Source organism: Nocardioides sp. (assembly GCF_047607365.1).
In the GTDB taxonomy this organism is placed as follows: domain Bacteria; phylum Actinomycetota; class Actinomycetes; order Propionibacteriales; family Nocardioidaceae; genus Nocardioides.
Genome location: NZ_JASGDD010000124.1, coordinates 1 through 22,520 on the forward strand (window position 1 = coordinate 1; position 22,520 = coordinate 22,520).

At 72.1% G+C, this 22,520-nt stretch carries 22 protein-coding genes and 2 pseudogenes; 22 read left to right on the top strand and 2 right to left on the bottom strand.

Features of this window, described 5'->3' with window-relative positions:
- Nucleotides 1-679, bottom strand: a 679-nt coding sequence (locus QM572_RS09610) for an MFS transporter (protein ID WP_415092459.1), incomplete at its 3' end; no start/stop codon positions are given.
- Nucleotides 680-716: 37 nt separating this feature from the next.
- Here QM572_RS09610 and QM572_RS09615 point away from each other — a divergent pair.
- From QM572_RS09615 to QM572_RS09630, 4 genes are read left to right on the top strand one after another with little or no spacing between them, the layout of a single operon-like run.
- A complete protein-coding gene (locus QM572_RS09615; RefSeq protein ID WP_415092461.1) occupies nucleotides 717-1,838 on the top strand; it encodes an AMP-binding protein in 1,122 nt (373 codons plus the stop codon).
- Nucleotides 1,835-2,770 (top strand): o-succinylbenzoate synthase, encoded by a 936-nt coding sequence (locus tag QM572_RS09620; RefSeq protein WP_415092463.1) that lies wholly within the window; start codon nucleotides 1,835-1,837, stop codon nucleotides 2,768-2,770. The genes QM572_RS09615 and QM572_RS09620 overlap by 4 nt, the downstream gene beginning before the upstream one ends.
- Entirely contained in the window at nucleotides 2,767-4,416 is a 1,650-nt protein-coding gene (menD, locus tag QM572_RS09625; RefSeq protein ID WP_415092465.1) for a 2-succinyl-5-enolpyruvyl-6-hydroxy-3-cyclohexene-1-carboxylic-acid synthase, read from the top strand. Before QM572_RS09620 ends, menD begins: the two co-directional genes overlap by 4 nt.
- Entirely contained in the window at nucleotides 4,413-5,075 is a 663-nt protein-coding gene (locus tag QM572_RS09630) for a hypothetical protein (RefSeq protein WP_415092467.1), read from the top strand. Before menD ends, QM572_RS09630 begins: the two co-directional genes overlap by 4 nt.
- Here QM572_RS09630 and QM572_RS09635 read toward each other — a convergent pair.
- On the bottom strand, nucleotides 5,006-6,334 hold the full coding sequence (locus tag QM572_RS09635; protein WP_415092469.1) for a HupE/UreJ family protein: 1,329 nt from the start codon (nucleotides 6,332-6,334) through the stop codon (nucleotides 5,006-5,008). The genes QM572_RS09630 and QM572_RS09635 overlap by 70 nt on opposite strands.
- 113 nt (nucleotides 6,335-6,447) lie before the next feature.
- On the opposite strand from QM572_RS09635, the gene QM572_RS09640 reads away from it, so the two are divergent.
- From QM572_RS09640 to nuoK, 18 genes and pseudogenes are all read left to right on the top strand, one after another.
- A complete protein-coding gene (locus QM572_RS09640; protein ID WP_415092471.1) occupies nucleotides 6,448-8,085 on the top strand; it encodes a DUF3500 domain-containing protein in 1,638 nt (545 codons plus the stop codon).
- A gap of 67 nt (nucleotides 8,086-8,152) precedes the next feature.
- Nucleotides 8,153-8,806: an MBL fold metallo-hydrolase gene (locus QM572_RS09645; RefSeq protein ID WP_415092473.1), complete on the top strand. Its 654-nt coding sequence runs from the start codon at nucleotides 8,153-8,155 to the stop codon at nucleotides 8,804-8,806.
- Between the two features lie 21 nt (nucleotides 8,807-8,827).
- Nucleotides 8,828-9,112 (top strand): YciI family protein, encoded by a 285-nt coding sequence (locus QM572_RS09650; RefSeq protein ID WP_415092475.1) that lies wholly within the window; start codon nucleotides 8,828-8,830, stop codon nucleotides 9,110-9,112.
- Between the two features lie 23 nt (nucleotides 9,113-9,135).
- On the top strand, nucleotides 9,136-10,440 hold the full coding sequence (locus tag QM572_RS09655; protein ID WP_415092477.1) for an isochorismate synthase: 1,305 nt from the start codon (nucleotides 9,136-9,138) through the stop codon (nucleotides 10,438-10,440).
- Between the two features lie 16 nt (nucleotides 10,441-10,456).
- On the top strand, nucleotides 10,457-11,062 hold the full coding sequence (locus QM572_RS09660) for a hypothetical protein (protein WP_415092479.1): 606 nt from the start codon (nucleotides 10,457-10,459) through the stop codon (nucleotides 11,060-11,062).
- Between the two features lie 28 nt (nucleotides 11,063-11,090).
- A complete protein-coding gene (locus QM572_RS09665) occupies nucleotides 11,091-11,780 on the top strand; it encodes a demethylmenaquinone methyltransferase (protein ID WP_415092481.1) in 690 nt (229 codons plus the stop codon).
- A 70-nt stretch (nucleotides 11,781-11,850) separates the two neighbouring features.
- Nucleotides 11,851-12,372 carry a hypothetical protein gene (locus QM572_RS09670; RefSeq protein WP_415092483.1) on the top strand — a complete coding sequence of 174 codons (522 nt, stop codon included), beginning with the start codon at nucleotides 11,851-11,853 and terminating at the stop codon, nucleotides 12,370-12,372.
- Nucleotides 12,373-12,600: 228 nt separating this feature from the next.
- Nucleotides 12,601-12,960 carry an NADH-quinone oxidoreductase subunit A gene (locus QM572_RS09675; protein ID WP_415092485.1) on the top strand — a complete coding sequence of 120 codons (360 nt, stop codon included), beginning with the start codon at nucleotides 12,601-12,603 and terminating at the stop codon, nucleotides 12,958-12,960.
- 10 nt (nucleotides 12,961-12,970) lie between these two features.
- Nucleotides 12,971-13,525 (top strand): NuoB/complex I 20 kDa subunit family protein, encoded by a 555-nt coding sequence (locus QM572_RS09680; protein WP_415092487.1) that lies wholly within the window; start codon nucleotides 12,971-12,973, stop codon nucleotides 13,523-13,525.
- 65 nt (nucleotides 13,526-13,590) lie between these two features.
- Nucleotides 13,591-14,010, top strand: a pseudogene (locus QM572_RS09685) (NADH-quinone oxidoreductase subunit C); the annotation flags it as partial.
- A gap of 7 nt (nucleotides 14,011-14,017) precedes the next feature.
- Nucleotides 14,018-15,376, top strand: a complete 1,359-nt coding sequence (locus QM572_RS09690; protein ID WP_415092489.1) for an NADH-quinone oxidoreductase subunit D — start codon at nucleotides 14,018-14,020, stop codon at nucleotides 15,374-15,376.
- Nucleotides 15,373-15,984 carry an NAD(P)H-dependent oxidoreductase subunit E gene (locus tag QM572_RS09695; RefSeq protein ID WP_415092491.1) on the top strand — a complete coding sequence of 204 codons (612 nt, stop codon included), beginning with the start codon at nucleotides 15,373-15,375 and terminating at the stop codon, nucleotides 15,982-15,984. The genes QM572_RS09690 and QM572_RS09695 overlap by 4 nt, the downstream gene beginning before the upstream one ends.
- Nucleotides 15,981-17,303 carry an NADH-quinone oxidoreductase subunit NuoF gene (nuoF, locus tag QM572_RS09700; RefSeq protein ID WP_415092493.1) on the top strand — a complete coding sequence of 441 codons (1,323 nt, stop codon included), beginning with the start codon at nucleotides 15,981-15,983 and terminating at the stop codon, nucleotides 17,301-17,303. Before QM572_RS09695 ends, nuoF begins: the two co-directional genes overlap by 4 nt.
- 85 nt (nucleotides 17,304-17,388) lie before the next feature.
- Nucleotides 17,389-19,758 carry an NADH-quinone oxidoreductase subunit NuoG gene (nuoG, locus tag QM572_RS09705; protein ID WP_415092495.1) on the top strand — a complete coding sequence of 790 codons (2,370 nt, stop codon included), beginning with the start codon at nucleotides 17,389-17,391 and terminating at the stop codon, nucleotides 19,756-19,758.
- Nucleotides 19,755-20,798: pseudogene (gene nuoH, locus QM572_RS09710) on the top strand (NADH-quinone oxidoreductase subunit NuoH); the annotation flags it as partial. The gene nuoG and the pseudogene nuoH, both read left to right, overlap by 4 nt.
- A gap of 78 nt (nucleotides 20,799-20,876) precedes the next feature.
- On the top strand, nucleotides 20,877-21,395 hold the full coding sequence (gene nuoI, locus QM572_RS09715) for an NADH-quinone oxidoreductase subunit NuoI (RefSeq protein ID WP_415092557.1): 519 nt from the start codon (nucleotides 20,877-20,879) through the stop codon (nucleotides 21,393-21,395).
- 64 nt (nucleotides 21,396-21,459) lie between these two features.
- Complete coding sequence (locus QM572_RS09720) at nucleotides 21,460-22,137, top strand: NADH-quinone oxidoreductase subunit J (RefSeq protein ID WP_415092497.1); 678 nt, start codon at nucleotides 21,460-21,462, stop codon at nucleotides 22,135-22,137.
- 79 nt (nucleotides 22,138-22,216) lie between these two features.
- Nucleotides 22,217-22,513: an NADH-quinone oxidoreductase subunit NuoK gene (gene nuoK, locus QM572_RS09725; protein WP_415092499.1), complete on the top strand. Its 297-nt coding sequence runs from the start codon at nucleotides 22,217-22,219 to the stop codon at nucleotides 22,511-22,513.
- The last annotated feature ends 7 nt before the right edge of the window (nucleotides 22,514-22,520 follow it).

The window sequence follows — 22,520 nt, forward strand, 5'->3', positions numbered from 1 at the left end:
CCGGCCCGGCGACCGGCTCGCGGGGCGCCGCGCGGTCCGCGACCCGCAGGTCGTGGGAGGCGTCGGGCAGGCGGGCGATGGCGGCGCTGTTGATCGCCAGCACGGTCGCGGTGCCCCACGGCAGCCAGCGCACGACCTCGGTCGAGCCGAACGCCAGCGCGATGCCGCCCAGGAGAGCGCCGATCGTGAAGCCGAGGTTGATCGCGGAGTAGATGTGCGCCTGGGTCTGCACCCGCTCGGCAGGTGGCAGCACGTCGAGGGTGTAGGCGCGGTTGGCACTCTCGCCGGCAGCGCCCACGACCTCGAACACGACGGCGAAGACGACGTAGGTGAGGAAGCTGTCGACCCACGGCATGGTCACGAACGCGACGGCGAGGAGCGCTTCGGCCAGCCACCACACCCGCTTCGGCCCGGCCAGGTCGACGAGGCGGCCGGCCGGGTAGGCGCCGATGCTCCGCGCAACGAGGGCGATCGTGATCGCGAGCCCGACGCTGCCCGGCGAGATGCCGACCACCTTGAGCAGGAAGACGGCGCTGACGGTGTCGAACGCGCCCTGGCCGGTGCGGCTCAGCAGCGACTGGAGGGCGAGTCGCCGGGACATCGGCGTGGGTGGGACGAGCTCGGCGAGCACACGCGGGAGGCGGGGCCGGGACGAGCGCCGAGACGAGGTGGAGGGCATCGGAGGCATCCGACCACGGCGGGCTACGGTGAGTCACGTGGATAACGCCGGCCCCAGCGCGATCGAGGTCGTCGCGCGGGTCGCGGACTGGCTGGCGGCTCCGGGCGAGCCCGCGCCGTGGGTCGTGGAGACGTCGGGCTCGACCGGAGCGCCGAAGCAGGTGCTGCTCTCGCGGCGCGCCGTGCTGGCGTCGGCGGAGCGGTCGGCGCGCCGGCTCGGCGGTGCGGGCCGGTGGCTGCTGGCGCTGCCGCCGTCGTACGTCGCCGGGCTCAACGTCGTCGTGCGCTCCCTCGTCGCGGGGCGGCCGCCGGTGGTGGTCGGGGACCGGCCGTTCGCCGAGGCGGTGGAGGAGGCGGAGCCCGGCGCGTTCGCCTCGCTCGTGCCGACCCAGCTCGCCCGGCTCCTGGGATCGGCCGCGGACGCCGCCGCGCTCGCGACGCTGCACACGGTCCTGCTCGGTGGGGGGCCGATCGACCAGCGGCTGCGCCGGAGGGCGGCCGAGGCCGGGGTCCGCGTCGTCGCGACCTACGGATCGGCCGAGACCTGCGGCGGCTGCGTCTACGACGGCGTGCCGCTCGACGGGGTCGGCCTCGCGCTGGGGGAGCGGGGCCGCGTCCGGATCGCCGGTCCCACCCTCGCGGACGGCTACGGGGATCCGCTGCTCACGGCCGAGAGCTTCGTCGACGGGTGGTTCCTCACCTCCGACGCCGGGCGGATCGACGAGGACGGGCGCCTGCAGCTGCTCGGTCGTCTCGACGACGTGGTCGTCACCGGCGGCGTCAACGTCCCCGCCCCGGCCGTCGCCGCCCGCCTCCGCGAGCACCCGTCGGTCGGGGCCGCCGAGGTGCTCGGCGTCCCCGACGAGGAGTGGGGCAACCGCCTCGTCGCCTTCATCACCCCGAGTGGGGCCTCGGGTTCGCCGAGTGGGGCCTCGGGTTCGCCGAGTGGGGCCTCCGGTTCGCCGAGTGGGGCCTTGGTCGCCGAGCTCCGCGACTGGGTGAGCGCCGAGCGTCCTCGGTCGTGGGCGCCGAGGCAGGTCGTGCTCGTGGACGAGATCCCCCTGCTGGCCAACGGCAAGACCGACCGACTCGCTCTCAAGGCCCTACTCGATCACGCGCAAGGCCCCACTCGGCGCGGGGGAGGCCCGATTCGGCGATGAGAGTCTTCTCGATCCCGATGCGGACGCGGTTCCGGGGGATCACCGTGCGCGAGGGGGTGCTCCTCCGTGGACCGGCGGGGTGGGGCGAGTGGAGCCCGTTCCTCGACTACGACTCGCCCGCGGAGGTGGCGCCGTGGCTGGCGGCGGCGCGCGAGGCGGCCGACCTGGGCTGGCCCACGCCGCTGCGCGACAGCGTCCCCGTCAACGTGACCGTCCCCGTGGTCGCGCCCGAGCGGGCGCACGCGATCGTGCTCGCCGGGGGCTGCCGGACCGCCAAGGTCAAGGTCGGCGAGTCGTCCCTGGCCGAGGACGCGGCCCGGCTCGAGGCGGTCCGCGACGCGCTCGGCCCGGGCGGGCGGATCCGGATCGACGTCAACGGGCTGTGGGACGTCGACACGGCGGTCGCCGCGATCAAGGAGCTGGACCGAGCGGCCGGAGGACTGGAGTACGTCGAGCAGCCGGTCGCCGCGGTCGAGGACCTCGCCGCCGTACGACGTCGCGTGGACGTGCCGATCGCGGCGGACGAGTCGATCCGCCGAGCCGAGGATCCCCTGCGGGTGAAGGCCCTGGAGGCGGCGGACGTCGCGGTGCTCAAGGTGCAGCCGCTCGGGGGCGTGCGGGCGTGCCTGCGGATCGCCGAGCGGATCGGGCTGCCGGCGGTGGTGTCCAGCGCTCTGGAGACCAGCATCGGCATCGCGGCGGGCGTCGCACTGGCGGCGGCCCTGCCGGAGCTGCCCTACGCGTGCGGGCTGGCGACGGTGCAGCTCCTCGCCGACGACATCGCCGCCGCCTCGCTGGTGCCCGTCGACGGTGCCCTCCCCGTGATCCGGCCGGCACCCGACGAGCTCGCGCTGGAGCGCCTCGCCGCCACTCCCGAGCGCACCGGGTATTGGGAATCCCGGCTGCGCTCGGTGCAGGATCGGCCTCTGTGAACGCGTCGACCGAGCTCGCCCGTGCCGCGGTCGCCGCCCTCATCGAGGCCGGCGTCCGCGAGGTCGTGCTGGCGCCCGGATCGCGCAACGCCCCCCTGGCGCTGGCCGCCTACGACGCCGAGCGCGCGGGCGCCCTCCGGCTGCACGTCCGGATCGACGAGCGCAGCGCGGGCTTCCTGGCGCTGGGGCTCACGAAGGCGGGCCGCCGCGCGGCGGTGGTGTGCACCAGCGGCACGGCCGCGGCCAACCTGCACCCCGCGATGCTCGAGGCGGCTCATGCCGGGCTCCGGCTGGTGGCCGTCACCGCCGACCGGCCGGCACGGCTGTGGGGCACCAGCGCCAACCAGGCCACCGATCAGGTCGGTCTCTTCACTCCGCTCACGCCGACGCACGACGTCAGCGCGCCGGGTGACCACGACCTGCGGGAGGCCGCCAGGACGACCGGCGGCCCGCTGCACTGGAACCTCCGGTTCGACGAGCCGCTGCTGCCCGACGCCCCCGAGGAGCGCTGGGTGCCGGACCTTGGCCCCCACTCGGCTGAGGGGAGGCCCCACTCGGCTGAGGGGAGGCCCCACTCGGTGGTCATCGACGCCGGCCCGTCGGCCCCGCGGACCGTCGTCGTCGCGGGCGACGACGCCGGACCGCAGGCCCGACGGCTCGCCGAGAGGGCCGGCTGGCCGCTGCTCGCGGAGCCCTCGAGCGGATCGCGCACCGGCGACAACGCCCTCCGGTCCTACCGCCTGCTGCTCGCCGACGACGGCCCCCTCCGCGACGAGATCGAGCGCGTCGTCGTCTTCGGCCGGCCCACGCTCTCCCGCCCCGTGAGCCGCCTCCTCGCCGATCCCAAGGTGGAGGTCTGGGCCGCGACGACCGCCGGTCGATGGGGTGAGCGGCCCTTCACCGTCGCCCGCGCCTTCGACCCGGCCGACACCGCCCTGCGCCCCGATCGCGAGGGCTCGACCGACGAGGACGCCACGCGATGGCTGACGACCTGGCGCGAGGCGGACGCGTCGGTGTCGCGCCAGCTCGACCGCCTGGTCGCGACCGAGCCGGGCCTCACCGCCCACGAGGTCGCCGCCGTCGTTGCCGCCGCCCTCCCGGCGGGCGGCCAGCTGGTCGTCGGGGCCTCCAACCCGATCCGCGACCTCGACGTGATGCACCGCCCGACCGGGGTCGGCGAGCGCCGCAAGATCATCGCCAACCGCGGCCTGTCGGGGATCGACGGCGTCGTGTCGACCGCCGTCGGCGCCGCCATCGCCCGCGCGCACGGACCGACCATCGCCCTGCTGGGCGACCTGACCTTCCTCCACGACGCCAACGGCCTCGTCATCGGGCCCGGCGAGCCGCGCCCCGAGCAGCTCACGCTGGTCGTCGTCAACGACGACGGCGGCTCGATCTTCGCGAGCCTCGAGCAGGGCGCCACGGCCTACGCGGACCGGTTCGAGCGGCTCTTCGCGACGCCCCACCACGTGAGCATCGAGCAGCTGTGTGCGGCCACGCGCACGCCGTACCTGCGAGCGGAGAGCCGGGTCGAGCTCGAGCACGCCCTCGCCAGCGCCGGCGGCGGCATCGAGGTGATCGAGGCCGTCGTCGACCGCGCCGGCCGTCGCGTCCTCGACGCCCGCATCCGGGACCTGCGGCCATGAGCACGACGACGAGCCCCGCGCAGCGGCTCCTCCTCGGCGTCGGAGGCATGGTCATCGTCCTCATCGCCGCGATCCTCATCGCGACGCGCATCCCCGCGGACTCGGTCGGACGCGACGACGCGCCGACCATCACCGTCGGCGACCTCACCGCCGCACGCGTCAGGATCCGCGTCAACGGCGTGCGCAGCGCGGCGGTCACGCCGCTGCACCCCGGCGACCTGATCACCCTGCACGCCCGGATCACCAACGCCGGCAAGGCATCGCTGTGGACCCGCACCGCGCTCGACTTCGCCGGCACCGATCCCGAGCTGGCCGAGCACCTCTACGTCTACGACGGCGTCGTGCCGACCGGGATGGCGCTCACGGCGGCGATCGACCTGACCGACCCGATCACCTTCCCCGGGTACGTCGGAACCGCGGCCGACACCGGCCTCGCCAACCAGCCGTTCGTCCTCGACGGCACCGAGCAGGCCGAGACGGCCGGGATCGGCGAGTATCCCCTCGCCGTCGCGATCTACCTCGACCCGTCGACGCCCCAGGAGCTGCTGGGGCGTGCGCTCACCCTCGTCGCGACGGTCGAGTCGGCGGGCTACCGCGACAACGCCGACGGTCCCGACGAGGGCGACTGGACGGACGGCCCGTCGGTCTCGCTGGGCTGATCCCGAGGCTGATCCCGGGGCTCGGCCGCGTCGCGCACCAGCCACATCGCGCCCGTGACGGCCGCCAGCCCGGCCCAGCTCCACTGCGGCTGGGCGGCAAGGGTGTCGAAGACCGGCGTGAAGACCGGCGTGGTCTGCCGCCAGATGGCCTGGACCCAGTCCGCGACGGCCAGGAGCGCGAGCCCGCACACCACCCAGACCAGCAGGCGGTAGTCCCGGCTCGCGCTGGCCACGTAGAGCAGCGGCGCGACGGCCACGATCGCGACGAGCTGCGCCGCCTCGATCCCGAGGTCGAAGCCCAGCACCGCCCGCAGCGTGTCGTCCAGACCGAGGTGCATCTCGAGGATCGTGGTCGCGAACGCGCTGCCGTGGACCAGGCCGAAGGCCGCCGCGATGAGCGCCTCGCCGCGATCGACCAGGGGCCGTACGGCGTGGACCGCGGCGACCGCGATCGACAGCGCCACCAGCGTCTCCACCGGCCGCTCGGGCACCGAGAGCACCTTGAGCGAGATCAGCAGCAGGGTGAGCGAGTGGCCGACGGTGAAGGCGGTCGCCACGATCAGCACGTTGCCGGCGGTCGCGAGGGCGCCGCGGACGCCGCGCCGCCCGCGCCGGCGTACCCGCCTCGGGACCGGGATCAGGAGCATCGTGAGGAAGAGCAGGTGGTCGTAGCCGGTCGCGATGTGGGTCATGCCGAGGCCGATCATGTGGCCGAGGTCGACGCTGCTCCTCTCCGCGTACGCCGACGGCCGCATCGCCACGTCCAGCGTCGGGTCCTGCGCCATGATCACGCCCACCAGATGGGTGGTGCCTGCCACGACGGCGGAGACGACGATCTTGTGACTCGGGACCGCACCCGTGAGCAGCGTCCAGGTCAGCGAGACCGTGCTCGGGTCGGTGGCGGCGGCGGTGAGCGTGACGTCGATCGACGGGTAGCCGTTGAGCGTGCCCAGCGCCACCTGCCTCACCTCGAGGGTCGTCGGCGCCCCGTCGGCCAGCAGCGTCGCGCCGTCGAGCACCCCGGCCGTCACGTCGTCGGCGATGCCGGCGACTCCGGCCGTCGTCGCGTTGACGCTCTCGCCGGTGCCGAGCTCGTACTCGCTGACCGGGATCTGCGCGGCGAGGGTCACCTCGGTCGCCGAGCTGCTCACCGTCACGGTGGTCCACGGGGCGGGATGCGCCTCGGCCCGCGACGGTGCCAGCAGGGAGGCGAGCGCCAGCGCGACGACGGCGACCGGCAGGCGCGCGAGGAGGGGCATGCGCCCATCGTGTGGCCTCGGCGGCGGGCGGATCCACCCTCACACCATTCCCTCAGGAAAGCCTCAGAGCACTGACCGTCACGCGCCGCCGATTCCGGGACACGATGAGCGCCATGAGCAGAGCCCTGAAGCGCATGACGCCCCTTCTCGTGGCCGGGCTGCTGGCGACCGGCGTGGCGGTCGCCAGCTCCGAGGCCGACGACACCACCGCCACCTCCAGCGGCGGGCAAGAGGTCACGAACGCGGTGGTGGTCGCGGCCAACGCGTTCCTCGACTCGTTGAGCAGCTCGCAGAAGTCGGCGGTGCAGTACGGCTACAGCGCGACCCGGACGATCTCGGGCACGACCTACCCGGCGAAGTACATCTGGTCCAACCTGCCCGTCGACACCAGCGGCAGCAGCACGAGTGCCACCGCGCGCAACGGGCTCAGCCTCTCCTCGCTCACCTCCGCGCAGCAGGCGCTGGCACTCAAGGTGATCGAGGCCGAGCTGAGCGACCAGGGCTACGCGAAGGAGGAGGCGCTCCGGCTCGCCGACGACAACCTCAAGAGCAACGGCGGCGGCTCGGCCTACGGCTCGGGGCTCTACTACATCTCCTTCTTCGGCACGCCGTCGACGACCGACGAGTTCTTCGTGCAGTTCAGCGGACACCACATGGCGATCAACGCCGACTTCCACGGCGACACGATCGCGATCAGCCCGGAGTTCGTCGGGGTGGAGCCGCAGACCTTCACCTCCGGCTCCACGACCTACACCCCGCTCGCCGGGGAGCGGGACGCCGTCTTCGCGGTGCTCGACAGCCTCAGCAGCACGCAGAAGACCAGCGCCAAGCTGTCGGGCTCGTTCTCCGACGTGGTGATGGGGCCGAGGACCGAGAGCAACTCCTTCCCGACGGCCAACGGCAGCCTCCTGGTCGGCAGCCTGAGCAGCACCCAGCAGGCGCTGGTCACCGCGGCGATCAAGGCCTGGGTGGGCGACTTCGCGGATGAGGCGGCGGACGACTACCTGAGCGCCTACACCAGCTCCTCGGCGTACGCGCAGACCTACATCAGCTGGGCCAACAACATGGACACCACGCTCTCGGCCGGCACCAAGGCGACCACGGGCAGTGCCTACTTCCGCATCTCCGGTCCCCGGGTGTGGATCGAGTACATCCACCAGTCCGGCGTCGTCTACCAGAGCCAGATGCACATCCACTCGGTCTTCCGCGACAAGTCGTGGGACTACAAGGCGGGCACGGCGGCGAGCACGAGTACGACGACCGCGACCGCGACGGGCTCCGCCACGGCTACGGCGTCCGCGACGACCGCGACCTCCAGCGCCGCGGCCACGACGAGCGCGGCTGGGACGACGAGCGCGGCTGCGACGACCAGTGCCGCGGCGACGACCAGCGCCGCGGCGACCACGACGGCGACCACGACGGCGACCGCGACGGCGACCACGACGGCGACCACGACGGCGAAGCAGGCCAGCGCCATCGCGCTCAAGGTCACCAAGAAGAGGATCAAGCGCGGCAAGCGCGAGGTGGTCAGGATCCGGCTCGCGCCGGGCGCGGCGTCGGGCGTGGTCAAGATCCTCGTGGACGGCGCGGTGGCGCGCTACGTGAGCGTGCCGGCGGGCAGGGCGGGCACCTGGATCTCGGTGACGCTCCCGCGCAAGGGCAAGGGCACCCACGTCGTCCGCGCGGTCTTCATGGGCTCCTCGACCTACGCGGCCTCCACCTCCGTGCGCCGCACCTTCAAGGTCACCTGAGGACGGAGCCGGGCCGACCCCACGCCGTCTCAGGGTCGTCTCACCACCCCTCGCTAGGCTGCTCGGCATGCGGATCACGAAGTTCGGCCACGCCTGCGTGCGCCTCGAGGTCGTGACGCCGGCCGGCACCTCGGTCGTCGTGATCGACCCGGGCATGTTCACCTCCCCCGAGGCGCTCGAGGGGGCCGACGCCGTACTCGTCACGCACGAGCACCCCGATCACTACACCCCGGAGCTGCTCGCGTCGACCGACGCCCCGATCTTCACGATCGACGCTGTCGCAACGAAGGTCCGCGGCGAGGCCCCCGAGGTCGCCGAGCGGATCACCCTGGTCGCGCCGGGCGAGGCGTTCACCGCTGCCGGGGTCGCCGTCACCACGGTCGGAGAGCTGCACGCGGTGATCCACCCCGAGTTCCCGCGGTTCCACAACTCCGGCTACCTGCTGACCGAGGAGGGCGGCGCGACCGCCTTCCACCCGGGCGACGCCCTCACCGCCCCCGACGGGATCGTCCCCGACGTGCTCTTCGCCCCCGTCTCCGCGCCGTGGGCCAAGGCGAGCGAGCTGATCGACTTCGCCCGCTCCGTGGGCGCGCCGCACAGCGTCGCCATCCACGACCGGATCTACTCCGACGCCGGCTCGGCGATTTTCGACAACCAGATCAAGCAGCTCCTCGCGGAGCACCAGACCTACACCCGGCTCGCCGACGGCGCCGACCTCTGACCACGTACTGAGGGGACACCCATGACCATCTACGCCGTCACCTACGTCTACCACCCCTCCGAGGACGACGCCCGGGCACAGCTGCGCCCCGAGCACCGCGAGTGGCTCGCCGCGCAGGAGGGCCTGCTGCTCTCCGGCCCGACCGACGACGGCGCCCTGCTCATCTGGGAGGGCGCGTCTGTGGCCGAGGTCGAGGAGAGCCTCGACGGCGACCCGTTCTGGGCCGAGGACCTCGTCGCCGAGCGGGCCGTCGTCGAGTGGAAGCCGGTCACCGGCCCCTGGCGCGAGCCCCTCGGCCTCGACTGAGACGCCCTCGGTACGCTGACGGTGTGCCGCCCACCCTGATCGCGACCTCGGTTCCGATCGGGCTGGACGAGGCCGAGGATCTCATCGCCCAGCTGCCGGAGGACGGGCCGCTCTCCTGGGTGCGGCGCGGCGAGGGGCTGGTCGGCTGGGGCGTGGCCGCGCAGGTGCGTACGTCGGGCCCGACCCGCTTCGCCGACGCCGCGAAGTGGTGGGCCGAGCTGGTTGCCCAGTCCCAGGTCGACGACCGCGTCAACGAGCCCGGATCCGGTCTGGTCTCCTTCGGCTCCTTCGCCTTCGCCGACATCGGCACGGACGCCGAGTCGATCCTGACCGTCCCCGAGGTGGTCATCGGCCGGCGTGGCGGGCAGGCGTGGAGGACGAGGGTGAGGAGGAGCGGGTCGGGCGGAGACCTTGCCCCGGCCGTTGGCTCGCTGCACGACAGCGGCGAAGCCGCGGGCGTGCAGCGAGGGCAGGCGCAGGGAAGGCCGGGGCAAGGTCTCCGCCCGAGCCGCGGCAGCCTCACCGAGGGCCCCGGCTCACTGACCCCCGAGGCATGGAGGCACGCCGTCGCGGAGGCCACCCGGCGGATCAACGACGGCGAATTGGAGAAGGTCGTCCTCGCCCGCGACGTGACCGCGGTCGCCGGCCCGGACGATGCGCCGCTCGACGTACGCACTCCGCTGGCGCACCTCGCCGAGCACTACCCGATGTGCTGGACCTTCCACGTCGACGGGCTCTTCGGCGCCACCCCCGAGCTGCTGGTCCGCCGCGAGCGCGGCCTGGTGACCAGCCGCGTCCTCGCCGGCACGCTCAGCCCGGCCCAGGGCGAGGCCGCCGAGCTGTCGAGCTCCTCGAAGGACCGCGAGGAGCACGAGTACGCCGTCCGGTCGGTGGCCGACGCGCTCGAGCCCCACTGCTCGAGCATGAACGTCCCGGAGGCGCCGTACGTCCTCCACCTGCCCAACGTCATGCACCTCGCCACCGACGTCACCGGTGTGGTGCGCGATGGGATCACCAGCCTCGAGCTGGCCGCCGCCCTGCACCCGAGCGCGGCGGTCGGAGGCACGCCCCGAGCGGCGGCGGTCGCGCTGATCGCCGAGCTGGAGGGCATGGACCGCGGCCGCTACGCCGCGCCGGTCGGCTGGATGGACGCCGGCGGCGACGGGGAGTGGGGGATCGCGCTGCGCTCAGCCCAGATCGACCCGGGCGACCCTCGCCGCGTGCGGCTCTTCGCCGGCTGCGGCGTCGTAGGCTCCTCCGACCCGGCGGCCGAGCTCGCCGAGTCCGACGCCAAGCTCGTCCCGGTGCGATCGGCGCTCGGACTCTGAGGTAGCGTCGGCCAGCGTGAAGAGCCCTCGCGTGGTCCTGCCCGGCGTCGTCGCCGGCGTCCTGCTGCTGGCGGTCGCGGTCGCGTTCGCCGTCTTCCTGCCGAAGGCGCACGGCGAGACCACGCTGGTGCTGCCCGACAAGCTGCCCGGCGGCTACGTCGCCGCCGACCTCCGCGCGGCCTACGAGGGCATCGACGGCGCCACCGACGAGGACAAGGCGACCTACGCGACCGCGCAGGTGAACGCGAGGAAGTACTCCGCGAAGGCCTTCAAGGCGGCCGGCGTCGAGGGCGTCGCCCGCAACTACCTCACCAAGGACGGCTCGGAGTTCATCGCCGTCCAGCTCATCCGGGCCGACGGCGGGGCGCTCTCGCCCTACCTCTTCACCGACCCCGCCACCGCCTCGTCGGGCACCTCGCTCGACCACTACGTCAAGGCCGGCCACGCCCTCTGCATCGAGACCGGCACCGCCGACGGGTCGGGCAACGTGCAGCAGTCGGTCATCGAGTGCCAGCGCAGCGAGGACGGCCTCACCCTCCAGGTCACCACGCAGTCCAGTGCCGACGACGTGGCCAAGGCGGTCGGCAAGATCGTCGACTCGGTGTGGGACGAAGTCGCCTGAGCCGACCTCGCGACCGACACCCGCTGACATGGCCCGCGCCGACCTGGACAAGCAGCCCACCGACGTCCGCCGCATGTTCGACGCCGTCGCGCGTCGCTACGACCTGACCAACGACGTCCTCTCCCTCGGCCAGGACCGCCGCTGGCGCGGCGCCGTGGTCGAGGCCGTCGCTCCGTTGCCCGGCGAGCTGATCCTCGACCTCGCGGCCGGCACCGGGACCAGCTCCCAGCCCTTCGCGGACGCCGGGGCCGTCGTCGTACCCGCCGACTTCTCCCTCGGCATGCTCGCCGTCGGCAAGAAGGCCAAGCCCGCGCTGCCCTTCACCGCCGGGGACGGCACCAGACTGCCGTTCCGCGACGCGACCTTCGACGCCGTCACGATCAGCTTCGGGCTGCGCAACATCGTCGACCCCGCCGCCGGCCTCGCCGAGCTGCGCCGGGTGACCAGGCCGGGCGGGCGGATCGTGGTGTGCGAGTTCAGCCACCCGACCAACCGCCGCTTCCGCACGGTCTACATGGAGTACCTCATGAAGGCCCTCCCGCGGGTCGCGCGCGCGGTCTCCTCCTCACCCGACGCCTACGTCTACCTCGCCGAGTCGATCCGCGCGTGGCCCGACCAGGAGGGCCTGGCCCGCCTCCTCCGTACGGCGGGGTGGGCCCACCCGCAGTGGCGCAACCTCTCCGGCGGCATCGTCGCCCTCCACCGCGCCACCGCCTGAGGTCTGGCGCCCGGCCCCGGCTTGTGGATGAGCGGCCGCAAGGCCCGGCCGTCGGTGCTTGGGTGGGGAGGTGCCGCCGCGCTCCCGCATCCCCAAGGGAGCTCATGTCTTTGTCGATGAGACGAAGGCGCGTGAGTTCATCATGGTCGCCACCTGGGTAGGCCCGAACGAGCTGGTGAGGGCGCGACGAGCATTGCGCGCGCTCGTCCCGGGCGGTCGAGCGCGCTTGCACTTCAAGAAGCTGAGCGATTCGCAACGGCTCACAGCACTGGGAGCCATCCGAAGCCTGGGCATCACCGTGACGGTGAGTCGGGCATCCGGCCGGGACGAGGCGGCCAAGCGCGCGGAGGCGCTGAGGGCGGTTCTTGCCGCCGCCGATCGTCACGTGGCGGCCCGTGTGGTGCTTGAGACAGACGAGCCGATGGTCTGGCGCGACCTGACGCTTGCCCACGAGGTCAATTGTCCGTGTCCTGTCGTGCACCATCGAAGCGTGGAAGAGCCACTTCTGTGGGTGAGCGACGCTGTGGCGTGGTGCCTCCAGCGAGGAGGGGCATGGCCTGGACGAGTGGACGATCTTGTGGTCGCGGAATGACGCAAGCCCGGCCAAACGTCCAAGAGGGACGGCTTCCGGGCTCGCGCGCTCAGTCTGCGCCAGTTCGGTACGCCTTTCAACCAGCAATCCACTGCCGTTCTGCTCGGCGCGTCGAGAGATCCTCTTTACTCACGCTGGTGACGCGGATCACAAACGGGTGTAGAACTGAGGCAGGACGTGTTTGTGATCTGAATCACAAACTCACAATCCCTCTGAGGGAGGCCGAGGATGCATCCGTACGTGCCGATCCTGGTGCTCGTGGCGCTGGCGACGGCTTTCGCCGTGGGCTCGGTGATCATGAGTTCGCTCGTGGGTCCGAGGCGGCGCAACCGGGCGAAGCTCGATGCCTACGAGTGCGGCATCGACCCGACGCCGCAGCCGCTCGGCGGCGGTCGCTTCCCGGTGAAGTACTACGTGATCGCGATGCTCTTCATCCTCTTCGACGTCGAGATCATCTTCCTCGTCCCGTGGGCCGTGCACTTCGACGCGATGGGCACCTTCGGCCTGGTCGAGATGGTGCTGTTCGTGGGGACGGTCTTCGTCGCGTACGCCTATGTGTGGCGCCGCGGCGGCCTGGAGTGGGACTGAGGCGGCCGGCATGGGACTCGAGGAGAAGCTCCCCAGCGGGGTGCTGCTGACGACCGTCGAGGGGCTCGCCGGCTACATGCGCAAGGCCAGCTTCTGGCCGGCGACGTTCGGCCTGGCGTGCTGCGCGATCGAGATGATGACCAGCGGCGGCCCGAAGTACGACCTCGCCCGCTTCGGCATGGAGGTCTTCCGTGCCAGCCCGCGCCAGGCCGACCTGATGATCGTCGCCGGCCGGGTCAGCCAGAAGATGGCGCCGGTCCTGCGCCAGATCTACGACCAGATGCCCGAGCCGAAGTGGGTGCTCGCGATGGGCGTCTGCGCCTCGTCGGGAGGGATGTTCAACAACTACGCGATCGTCCAGGGCGTCGACCACGTCGTGCCCGTCGACATGTACCTCCCCGGCTGCCCGCCACGCCCCGAGATGCTCATCGACGCGATCCTCAAGCTGCACGAGAAGGTCCAGCACGCCAAGCTCGGCGCGCACCGCGAGGCGGAGATCGAGGAGCTCGAGACCACCCAGCGCCGGATGCTCCCGCTGATCGAGGAGCGAGGCCTCCTCCGATGAGCGACACCGCCACCACGACGGTCGAGTCGCTCGCCGTCGACATCGAGGCCCTGGACGCCATCGCCGTACGCCGGGAGGACCTGCCTCAGATCGCGCTGGCGCTCCGCGACCGTTGGGCGTTCGAGCTCTGCCTCGGCGTGACCGGCGTGCACTATCCCGACGACCCCGGCAACGAGCTGCACGCGGTCTATCACCTGCTCTCCATCAGCCGGAACCACCGGCTCCGCGTCGAGACCAGCGCGCCCGACGCGGACCCGCACCTGCCGAGCCTCGTCGGCGTGTGGCCGACGCTCGACTGGCACGAGCGCGAGGCGTGGGACATGTTCGGCCTCGTCTTCGACGGCCACCCGGCGCTGACCCGGATCCTCATGCCGGACGACTGGCCGGGCCACCCCCAGCGCAAGGACTACCCGCTCGGTGGGGTCGCCGTCGACTACAAGGGCGCGACCATCCCGCCGCCCGACGAGCGGCGGCACGAGAGGTGATAACGCCATGACCACCGATCAGCAGCACGCCCACCACCGCGAGCAGGTCTTCACCGTCACCGGCCAGGACTGGGACGAGCTCGTCGACGCGATCGACCACGGGGACGAGGAGGGATCGGAGCGGCTCGTCGTCAACATGGGCCCGCAGCACCCCTCCACCCACGGCGTGCTGCGACTCATCCTCGAGCTCGAGGGTGAGACGGTCACCCAGGCCCGCTGCGGCATCGGCTACCTCCACACCGGCATCGAGAAGTCGATGGAGTACCGCACGTGGACGCAGGGCGTCACGTTCTGCACGCGGATGGACTACCTCTCGCCGATCTTCAACGAGACGGCGTACTGCCTCTCGGTCGAGCGGCTGCTCGGCATCGAGGACCAGATCCCGGAGCGCGCGAGCGTCATCCGGGTCCTCATGATGGAGCTCAACCGGATCTCCTCGCACCTCGTCTGCATCGCCACCGGCGGCATGGAGATCGGCGCGCTGACCGTGATGACGATCGGCTTCCGCGAGCGCGAGCTGGTGCTCGACCTCTTCGAGCTCATCACCGGCCTGCGGATGAACCACGCCTACGTCCGCCCCGGCGGCGTCGCCCAGGACCTCCCGCCGGGCGCGCTCGACGAGGTCCGCGGGTTCGTCGCCCTCATGCGCAAGCGCCTCCCGGAGTACGCCGACCTCTGCAACGCCAACCCGATCTTCCGGTCCCGCCTGGTGGACGTCGGCGTGCTCAACCGGGCGGGCTGTCTCGCGCTGGGCATCACCGGCCCGGTGCTCCGCTCGACCGGCCTCGACTGGGACCTGCGCAAGAGCCAGCCCTACTGCGGCTACGAGACCTACGACTTCGACGTCTGCACGTGGCCGGGCGAGGGGGAGGGCGCCGAGGCCGAGGGCGACTCCTATGGCCGCTTCCGCATCCGCCTCGACGAGATGTGGCAGAGCCTGCGGATCGTGGAGCAGTGCGTCGAGCGGCTCGCCGTCTCCGAAGGCGAGCCGGTCATGGTGGCCGACAAGAAGATCGCCTGGCCCGCGCAGCTCGCCATCGGCGGCGACGGGATGGGCAACTCGTTGGACCACATCCGGCACATCATGGGGGAGTCGATGGAGGCGCTGATCCACCACTTCAAGCTGGTGACCGAGGGCTTCCGGGTGCCGCCCGGCCAGGCCTACGTGGCGATCGAGGGGCCGCGTGGCGAGCTCGGCGCGCACGTCGTGTCGACGGGCGACACCCGTCCCTACCGCGTGCACTTCCGCGACCCCAGCTTCACCAACCTGCAGGCGACCAGCGTGATGAGCGAGGGCGGTCAGGTGGCCGACGTGATCGTCGCGATCGCCTCCATCGACCCCGTGATGGGAGGGGTGGACAGGTGAGCGCAGCGAACAATCAGCGGAGCATCGACACGACCACGTACGACGAGCTCAGAGCGATCACGAGGCGCTACCCGGTCGCGCGCAGCGGCCTGCTGCCGATGCTCCACCTCGTCCAGTCGGTGGAGGGCTGCGTCACGCCGGAGGGGATCGGGGCGTGCGCCGAGGTGCTCGGCATCACGCCGGCCGAGGTCACGGCGGTGGCGACCTTCTACTCGATGTACGCCGACGAGCCGGTCGGCGACTACCTCGTCGGCGTCTGCACCAACACGCTGTGCGCGGTCATGGGCGGCGACGCGATCTGGGAGCGGCTGACGTCGATGCCCGAGAGCCCGCGGATCACGCTCGAGCGCGTGGAGTGCAACGCGGCCTGCGACTACGCGCCGGTCGTGATGGTCAACTGGGAGTTCATGGACAACCAGACGCCGGCCTCGGCCGAGGCGCTGGTCCAGGACCTCGCGGCCGGCGCGGAGGTGCACTCGACCCGCGGCCCGCGGATCTGCACGTGGCGGGAGGCCGAGCGGGTGCTCGCCGGCTTCGACGACGGGCTGGCCGACGAGGGCCCCGCTGCCGGGCCTGCATCTGTTGCCGGATTGGAGACGCCTCGATGAGCCTGCTGACCCCCGTCCTCACCGCCGACTGGGGCGACGCGACCCCCTGGCGGCTCTCGTCCTACGCCGAGCGCGGGGGCTACTCCGCGCTCGACATGGCCTTCGCGATGACGCCCGCCGAGGTCGTGCAGCTGGTCAAGGACTCCGGCCTGCGCGGTCGCGGGGGAGCGGGCTTCCCGACCGGGACGAAGTGGGGCTTCCTGCCCCAGCTCGACCCCGAGCACCCCAAGGCGCGCTACCTCGTCGTCAACGCCGACGAGTCCGAGCCGGGCACGTGCAAGGACATCCCGATGATGCTGGCGACGCCGCACACGCTCGTCGAGGGGGTCATCCTGTCGTCGTACGCGATCGGGGCGCACCACGCGTTCATCTACGTTCGCGGCGAGGTGCTGCACGTCATCCGGCGGCTGCGCGCGGCCGTGCAGGAGGCGTACGCCGCCGGCCACCTCGGCACGGACATCCACGGCTCCGGCTTCGATCTCGATCTGGTCGTCCACGCCGGCGCCGGCGCCTACATCTGCGGCGAGGAGACGGCGCTGCTCGACTCGCTCGAGGGCTACCGCGGCCAGCCGCGACTGCGGCCGCCGTTCCCCGCCGTCGCCGGCCTGTACGCGTCGCCGACCGTCATCAACAACGCCGAGTCGATCGCGTCGGTGCCCGGCATCGTCCGCCATGGCGCCGACTGGTTCAAGGCGATGGGCACCGAGAAGTCCGCCGGCCACGGCATCTTCAGCCTGTCCGGCCACGTCACCCGGCCGGGCCAGTACGAGGCCGGGCTCGGCATCACGCTGCGGCAGCTCTTGGAGCTGGCCGGCGGCGTGCGCGAGGGGCACGAGCTGAAGTTCTGGACGCCCGGTGGCTCGTCCACGCCGATCCTCACCGCCGAGCATCTGGACGTGCCGCTGGACTTCGAGTCCGTCGGCGCGGCCGGGTCGATGCTCGGCACCCGCGCGCTGCAGATCTTCGACGAGACCACCTGCGTCGTGCGGGCGGTTCTGCGGTGGAGCGAGTTCTACAAGCACGAGTCGTGCGGCAAGTGCACGCCCTGTCGGGAGGGCACCTACTGGCTCGTCCAGGTGCTGCGCCGGCTCGAGAGCGGCGAGGGCACCGAGGCCGACCTCGACCTCCTGCTCGACCAGTGCGACAACATCGCCGGCCGCTCCTTCTGCGCCCTCGGCGACGGCGCCACGAGCCCGGTGGTCAGCTCGATCCTGCACTTCCGCGATGAATTTCTTGCCCACCTGGGCGGACCTCACGGGGGCGGCTGCCCCTTCGACCCGGCCAGGTCGACGCTCTTCGCGCAGGAGGTCGTCGCATGACCGCCGAGAAGGGCCTCCCCTCACCCCGAATGGGGCCTCCCCTCAGCCGAATGGGGCCTCCCCTCCCGCCGAATGGGGGCTTGCGATGACCACCGCGCCCGTCACCACCGTGACCCTCACCATCGACGGCCGCCCGGTGACCGTCCCGGAGGGCACCCTGCTCATCCGCGCGGCGGAGCAGTTGGGCATCGAGATCCCGCGCTTCTGCGACCACCCGCTCCTCGCGCCCGCTGGCGCCTGCCGCCAGTGCCTCGTCGACATCAGCGACGCCGGCAACGGCCGAGGATTCCCCAAGCCGCAGGCGTCCTGCACCATCCCGGTTGCCGAGGGGATGGTGGTCGAGACCCACAACCCGGTCGCCGCCAAGGCACAGGCCGGGGTGATGGAGTTCCTCCTGATCAACCACCCGCTCGACTGCCCGGTCTGCGACAAGGGCGGCGAGTGCCCGCTGCAGAACCAGGCGATGAGCGCCGGGGGAGTCGAGTCCCGCTTCGCGGCGTCGGGGGGAGTCAAGCGGACCTTCCCCAAGCCGATCCCGCTCTCACCCAACATCCTCCTCGACCGGGAGCGGTGCGTGCTCTGCCAGCGCTGCACGCGGTTCGCCGCCGAGATCCCCGCCGACCCCGGCATCGCGCTCGTCCAGCGTGGCGCCCAGCAGCAGATCGGCATCGCCGACGGCATCGAGTTCTCGTCGTACTTCTCCGGCAACATCATCCAGATCTGCCCCGTCGGCGCCCTCACCTCGACCGAGTACCGCTTCCGCTCCCGCCCCTTCGACCTCGTCTCCACCCCCGGTGTCGGCGAGCACGACGCCTGCGGCGCGGCGCTGCGCGTCGACCACCGCCGCGGTCGCGTGATGCGTCGCCAGGCGGGGGAGGACTACGACGTCAACGAGGAGTGGCTCTCGGACAAGGACCGGTTCGGCTTCGCCTATCTGCGCGACCGCATCACCACCCCGCTCGTCCGCGACGCCGACACCGGCGAGCTGCGCGAGGCGGCCTGGACCGAGGCGTTCGCCGTCGCCGCGGCCGGTCTCGCGGGACGTTCGGCCGGGCTCCTGCCCGGCGGGCGCCTCACGCTCGAGGACGCGCACGCCTGGGCCGGCTTCGCCCGTACGCTCGGCGCGGCCGGCCGGGTCGACGTCGACTTCCGCGCTCGTCCCCTCGGCGGCGACGAGGCGGTCTTCCTGCAGGAGCACGTCGCCGGCACCGGCCTCGGGGTGACGTACGCCGACCTCTCGGTAGCCCCCGTCGTCGTGCTCGTCGGCCTCGAGCCCGAGGAGGAGGCCGGCACGATCTTCCTCCGGCTCCGCAAGGCCGTCGTCGCCGGCTCGACCCGGGTCGTCGCCATGGCGCCGTTCACCTCGCCGGGCTCGGCGAAGCTCCGCGCCGAGCTCGTCCGCACCGCCCCGGGAGACGAGGCCGCCGTGCTCGCCGCCCTCGACCTCCCCGACGGCGCGATCGTCCTGGCCGGCGAGCGCCTCGCCCAGTCGCCGGGCGCCCTCGCCGCGCTGGTCGCCCTGTCCGGCTCGGCGCAAGCCCCCACTCGGCAGGAGGAAGGCCCCCAGTCGGTTGAGGGGAGGCCCCAGTCGGTTGAGGGGAGGCCCCCGTCGGTGAGGTGGGCGTGGGTGCCTCGCCGGGCGGGGGACCGCGGGGCCGTCGAGGCGGGCCTCCTCCCGGGCGGCGACCACGGCGGTACCCGCGACACCGACGCCATCCTCGCCGCCGCGGCCACCGGCGACCTCGAGGCACTGGTCGTCGGCGGCGTCGAGCTCCGCGACCTGGCCGACCCCGACGCCGCCCGCGCCGCCGTCGAGGCAGCGGGCTTCGTCGTCTCCCTCGAGCAGCGCTTGAGCGAGGTGGGCGAGCTGGCCGACGTCGTCCTCCCTGTGGCACCGGTGACCGAGAAGTCGGGCACCTTCGTCACCTGGGAGGGCCGCGAGCGGTCCTTCCCACAAGCGTTGACCACCCACGCCCTGAGCGACTCGAAGGTCCTCGAAGGCATCGCAGCCGAGCTCGAGCTGGAGGGCGGAAAGGGCACCCGCCCCCAGCTTGGCGCCGCGGGAGAGCCGGCGCCAGCCGGCACTCCCGCGGTGGGCAGGAATGGAGCGCTGGGGGCGGGTGCCCTTTCCGCCCTCCAGCCCCAAGGCCGCTTCTTCCGGCTGGCGACGTGGAAGCTGATGCTCGACCACGGGGTCATGCAGCGGGGGGACAAGGATCTCGCCGCCACCGCACGTACCGCGACGGCGAAGCTCTCGGCGGCGAACGCGGCGACGTTCGGCCCGACGGTCACGATCACCGGCGACCGCGGGGAGATCACGCTCCCGGTGGAGATCGCCGACCTGGCCGACGATGTCGCCTGGGTGCCCGCCAACTCGTTCGGCCGCGGGGTCCTGGCCGACCTCGCCAGCCCGGGCAGCACCGTCCAGGTCGACGCAGCGGAGGTGACGGCATGACGTTCGGCAACGACCCCTGGTGGATCATCGCGATCAAGGTGGTCGCGGTCTTCGGCATCCTCGTCCTGCTGACCCTCTTCAACATCTGGGCCGAGCGGCGCGTCGTGGCGCGGATGCAGCACCGCATCGGCCCCAACGTCCACGGCCCCTTCGGCCTCCTCCAGAGCCTCGCGGACGGCGTGAAGCTGGCGCTCAAGGAGGACATCATCCCGACGGCCGCGGACAAGGCCGTCTACCTCATCGCCCCGGTTCTCGTGGCCGTGCCGGCGTTCGTCACCTTCAGCGTGATCCCGCTCGGCCCGGAGGTCACGCTCTTCGGCCAGCGCACCGCGCTCCAGCTCACCGACCTGCCGATGGCCGTCCTCTTCGTGATGGCGATCGCGTCGATCGGCATCTACGGCATCGTCCTCGGTGGCTGGGCCAGCGGGTCGACGTACTCCCTCCTCGGCGGGCTGCGCAGCAGTGCCCAGATGATCTCCTACGAGGTCGCCATGGGCCTCTCCCTCGTCGCCGTCTTCCTGTACGCCGGCAGCCTCTCCACCAGCGAGATCGTGACCGCCCAGGACAAGGTGTGGTTCGGGCTCCTGTTGCTGCCGAGCTTCCTCATCTACTCCGTCTCGATGGTCGGCGAGACCAACCGGGCCCCGTTCGACCTGCCCGAGGCCGAGGGGGAGCTCGTCGGCGGCTTCCACACCGAGTACTCCAGCCTGAAGTTCGCGCTCTTCTTCCTCGCCGAGTACATCAACATGGCGACCGTCTCCGCGCTGGCGACGACGCTCTTCCTCGGCGGCTGGCGGGCGCCGCTCTGGATCGACCAGCTGTGGGACGGCTTCAACCACGGCGCCTTCCCGGTGCTGTGGTTCTTCGCGAAGGTGATGGGCTTCATCTTCGTCTTCATCTGGCTGCGCGGGTCGCTGCCCCGGCTGCGCTACGACCAGTTCATGGCACTGGGGTGGAAGATCCTCATCCCGGTCAGCCTGGCGTGGGTGCTGCTGGTGGCGGCCGTCCGGGCGATCAGCGACAGCGCCGACATCGACCCCCGGCTCCCGGCCTGCCTCGCCGGTCTCGTCCTGACCGCCGCCGTCTTCGCCGTCGCCCGGGCCCGCACCGGCCCGCTCATGCCCCAGGTCGCCGGCTTCTGGGTCACCTTCCGCACCATGTTCAAGAAGCCGGTCACCGAGCAGTACCCCTTCGTCAAGGAGCCCACGGCCCCCCGGTTCCACGGCCGCCACCAGCTCAACCGGCACCCGGACGGGCTGGAGAAGTGCGTCGGCTGCGAGCTGTGCGCGTGGGCCTGCCCGGCCGACGCGATCTACGTCGAGGGCGCGCAGAACGACGACACCCCCGACGCCGACGGCAACAGCCAGCGCTTCAGCCCGGGCGAGCGCTACGGCCGCGTCTACCAGATCAACTACCTGCGCTGCATCCTCTGCGGCCTGTGCATCGAGGCCTGCCCGACCCGCGCGCTCACGATGACCAACGAGTACGAGCTGGCCGACGACAACCGCCGCGACCTGATCTACACCAAGGACGACCTCCTCGCCCCCCTCCGCGAGGGGATGGTCGCGCCGCCGCACGCGATGCGCGAGGGCGAGACGGCCTACGACTACTACGCCCCCGAGGGGATCGTGCGATGAACCACCCCCTGCGATCCTCCTCCGCCGCGCTCCGGACGCTCGCGCGAAGGGGAGGGACCCTGCGATGAGCGGCGCCGCGTTCTGGACACTGGCCCCCGTCATGGTGCTCGCAGCGGCCGGCATCCTCGTCGTCCGCAAGGCCGTGCACGCGGCGCTGCTGCTCGCGGTCGTGATGATCTGCATCGCCGTGCAGTACGCCGCCCTCGACGCGGCCTTCCTCTTCGCGGTGCAGATCGTCGTCTACACCGGCGCGATCCTCATGCTCTTCCTCTTCGTCGTCATGCTCGTCGGCGCCGACGCGAACGAATCCGTCGCCGAGACGATCAGGGGCCAGCGCGCGCTCGCCGTCGTCGCCTCGGTCGGGCTCGGCGCCCTGCTCGTGACCGGTGTCGCGCAGGGCGTCCTCGCCGCCGACCACGGCCTCGCCGAGGCGAACAGCGGTGGCAACATCGGCGCGGTCGCCGACCTCATCTTCAGCCGCTACGTCCTCGCCTTCGAGGTCACCAGCGCCCTGCTCATCACCGCGGCCCTCGGCGCGATGGTGCTCGCCCACCAGGAGCGACTGGCCCCCCGGCGTACGCAGCGCGACCTCGCCGCCCAGCGCGTCCGGGACTGGCAGGAGAGCGGTCTCCACCTCGGCCCGCTCGCCCCTCCCGGCACCCTCGCGACCAGCAACGGCGTCGAGACCCCCGCGCTGCTCCCCGACGGCTCCCACCTCGAGACGGCGAAGGAGCTGAAGTGACGCGCTGGATGGCCATGCTCAGCCCCTTCCTCCGGGCCTCGCTCGCTGGCGCTCGCTCGTTTCCTCAGGAGGGGATCGCATGACCGCGCAGTACGCCGTCCTGTCGGCCATCCTCTTCAGCATCGGCGCCCTCGGCGTGCTCATCCGGCGTGACGCCATCGTGGTGTTCATGTGCGTCGAGCTCATGCTCAACGCCGCCAACCTCGCCTTCGTCGCCTTCAGCCACCAGCACGGCTCGCTCGACGGGCAGGTGATGGCCTTCTTCGTGATGGTGGTCGCCGCCGCCGAGGTGGTCGTCGGGCTGGCGATCATCATGACCATCTCCCGCACCCGCCGCTCGATCGACGTCGACGGCCCGAGCCTCCTGAGGTCGTGAGGCCCGC

Coding starts and splice junctions, on each gene's coding strand:
- QM572_RS09680 (WP_415092487.1), top strand. CDS start 12,971: ATGGGACTCGAGGAGAAGCTCCCCAGCGGGGTGCTGCTGACGACCGTC.
- nuoI (WP_415092557.1), top strand. CDS start 20,877: ATGCCCCAGGTCGCCGGCTTCTGGGTCACCTTCCGCACCATGTTCAAG.
- QM572_RS09635 (WP_415092469.1), bottom strand. CDS start 6,334: ATGCCCCTCCTCGCGCGCCTGCCGGTCGCCGTCGTCGCGCTGGCGCTC.
- QM572_RS09620 (WP_415092463.1), top strand. CDS start 1,835: ATGAGAGTCTTCTCGATCCCGATGCGGACGCGGTTCCGGGGGATCACC.
- nuoG (WP_415092495.1), top strand. CDS start 17,389: ATGACCACCGCGCCCGTCACCACCGTGACCCTCACCATCGACGGCCGC.
- QM572_RS09640 (WP_415092471.1), top strand. CDS start 6,448: ATGAGCAGAGCCCTGAAGCGCATGACGCCCCTTCTCGTGGCCGGGCTG.
- QM572_RS09630 (WP_415092467.1), top strand. CDS start 4,413: ATGAGCACGACGACGAGCCCCGCGCAGCGGCTCCTCCTCGGCGTCGGA.
- QM572_RS09720 (WP_415092497.1), top strand. CDS start 21,460: ATGAGCGGCGCCGCGTTCTGGACACTGGCCCCCGTCATGGTGCTCGCA.
- QM572_RS09650 (WP_415092475.1), top strand. CDS start 8,828: ATGACCATCTACGCCGTCACCTACGTCTACCACCCCTCCGAGGACGAC.
- QM572_RS09645 (WP_415092473.1), top strand. CDS start 8,153: ATGCGGATCACGAAGTTCGGCCACGCCTGCGTGCGCCTCGAGGTCGTG.
- nuoK (WP_415092499.1), top strand. CDS start 22,217: ATGACCGCGCAGTACGCCGTCCTGTCGGCCATCCTCTTCAGCATCGGC.
- QM572_RS09675 (WP_415092485.1), top strand. CDS start 12,601: ATGCATCCGTACGTGCCGATCCTGGTGCTCGTGGCGCTGGCGACGGCT.
- QM572_RS09690 (WP_415092489.1), top strand. CDS start 14,018: ATGACCACCGATCAGCAGCACGCCCACCACCGCGAGCAGGTCTTCACC.
- nuoF (WP_415092493.1), top strand. CDS start 15,981: ATGAGCCTGCTGACCCCCGTCCTCACCGCCGACTGGGGCGACGCGACC.
- QM572_RS09665 (WP_415092481.1), top strand. CDS start 11,091: ATGGCCCGCGCCGACCTGGACAAGCAGCCCACCGACGTCCGCCGCATG.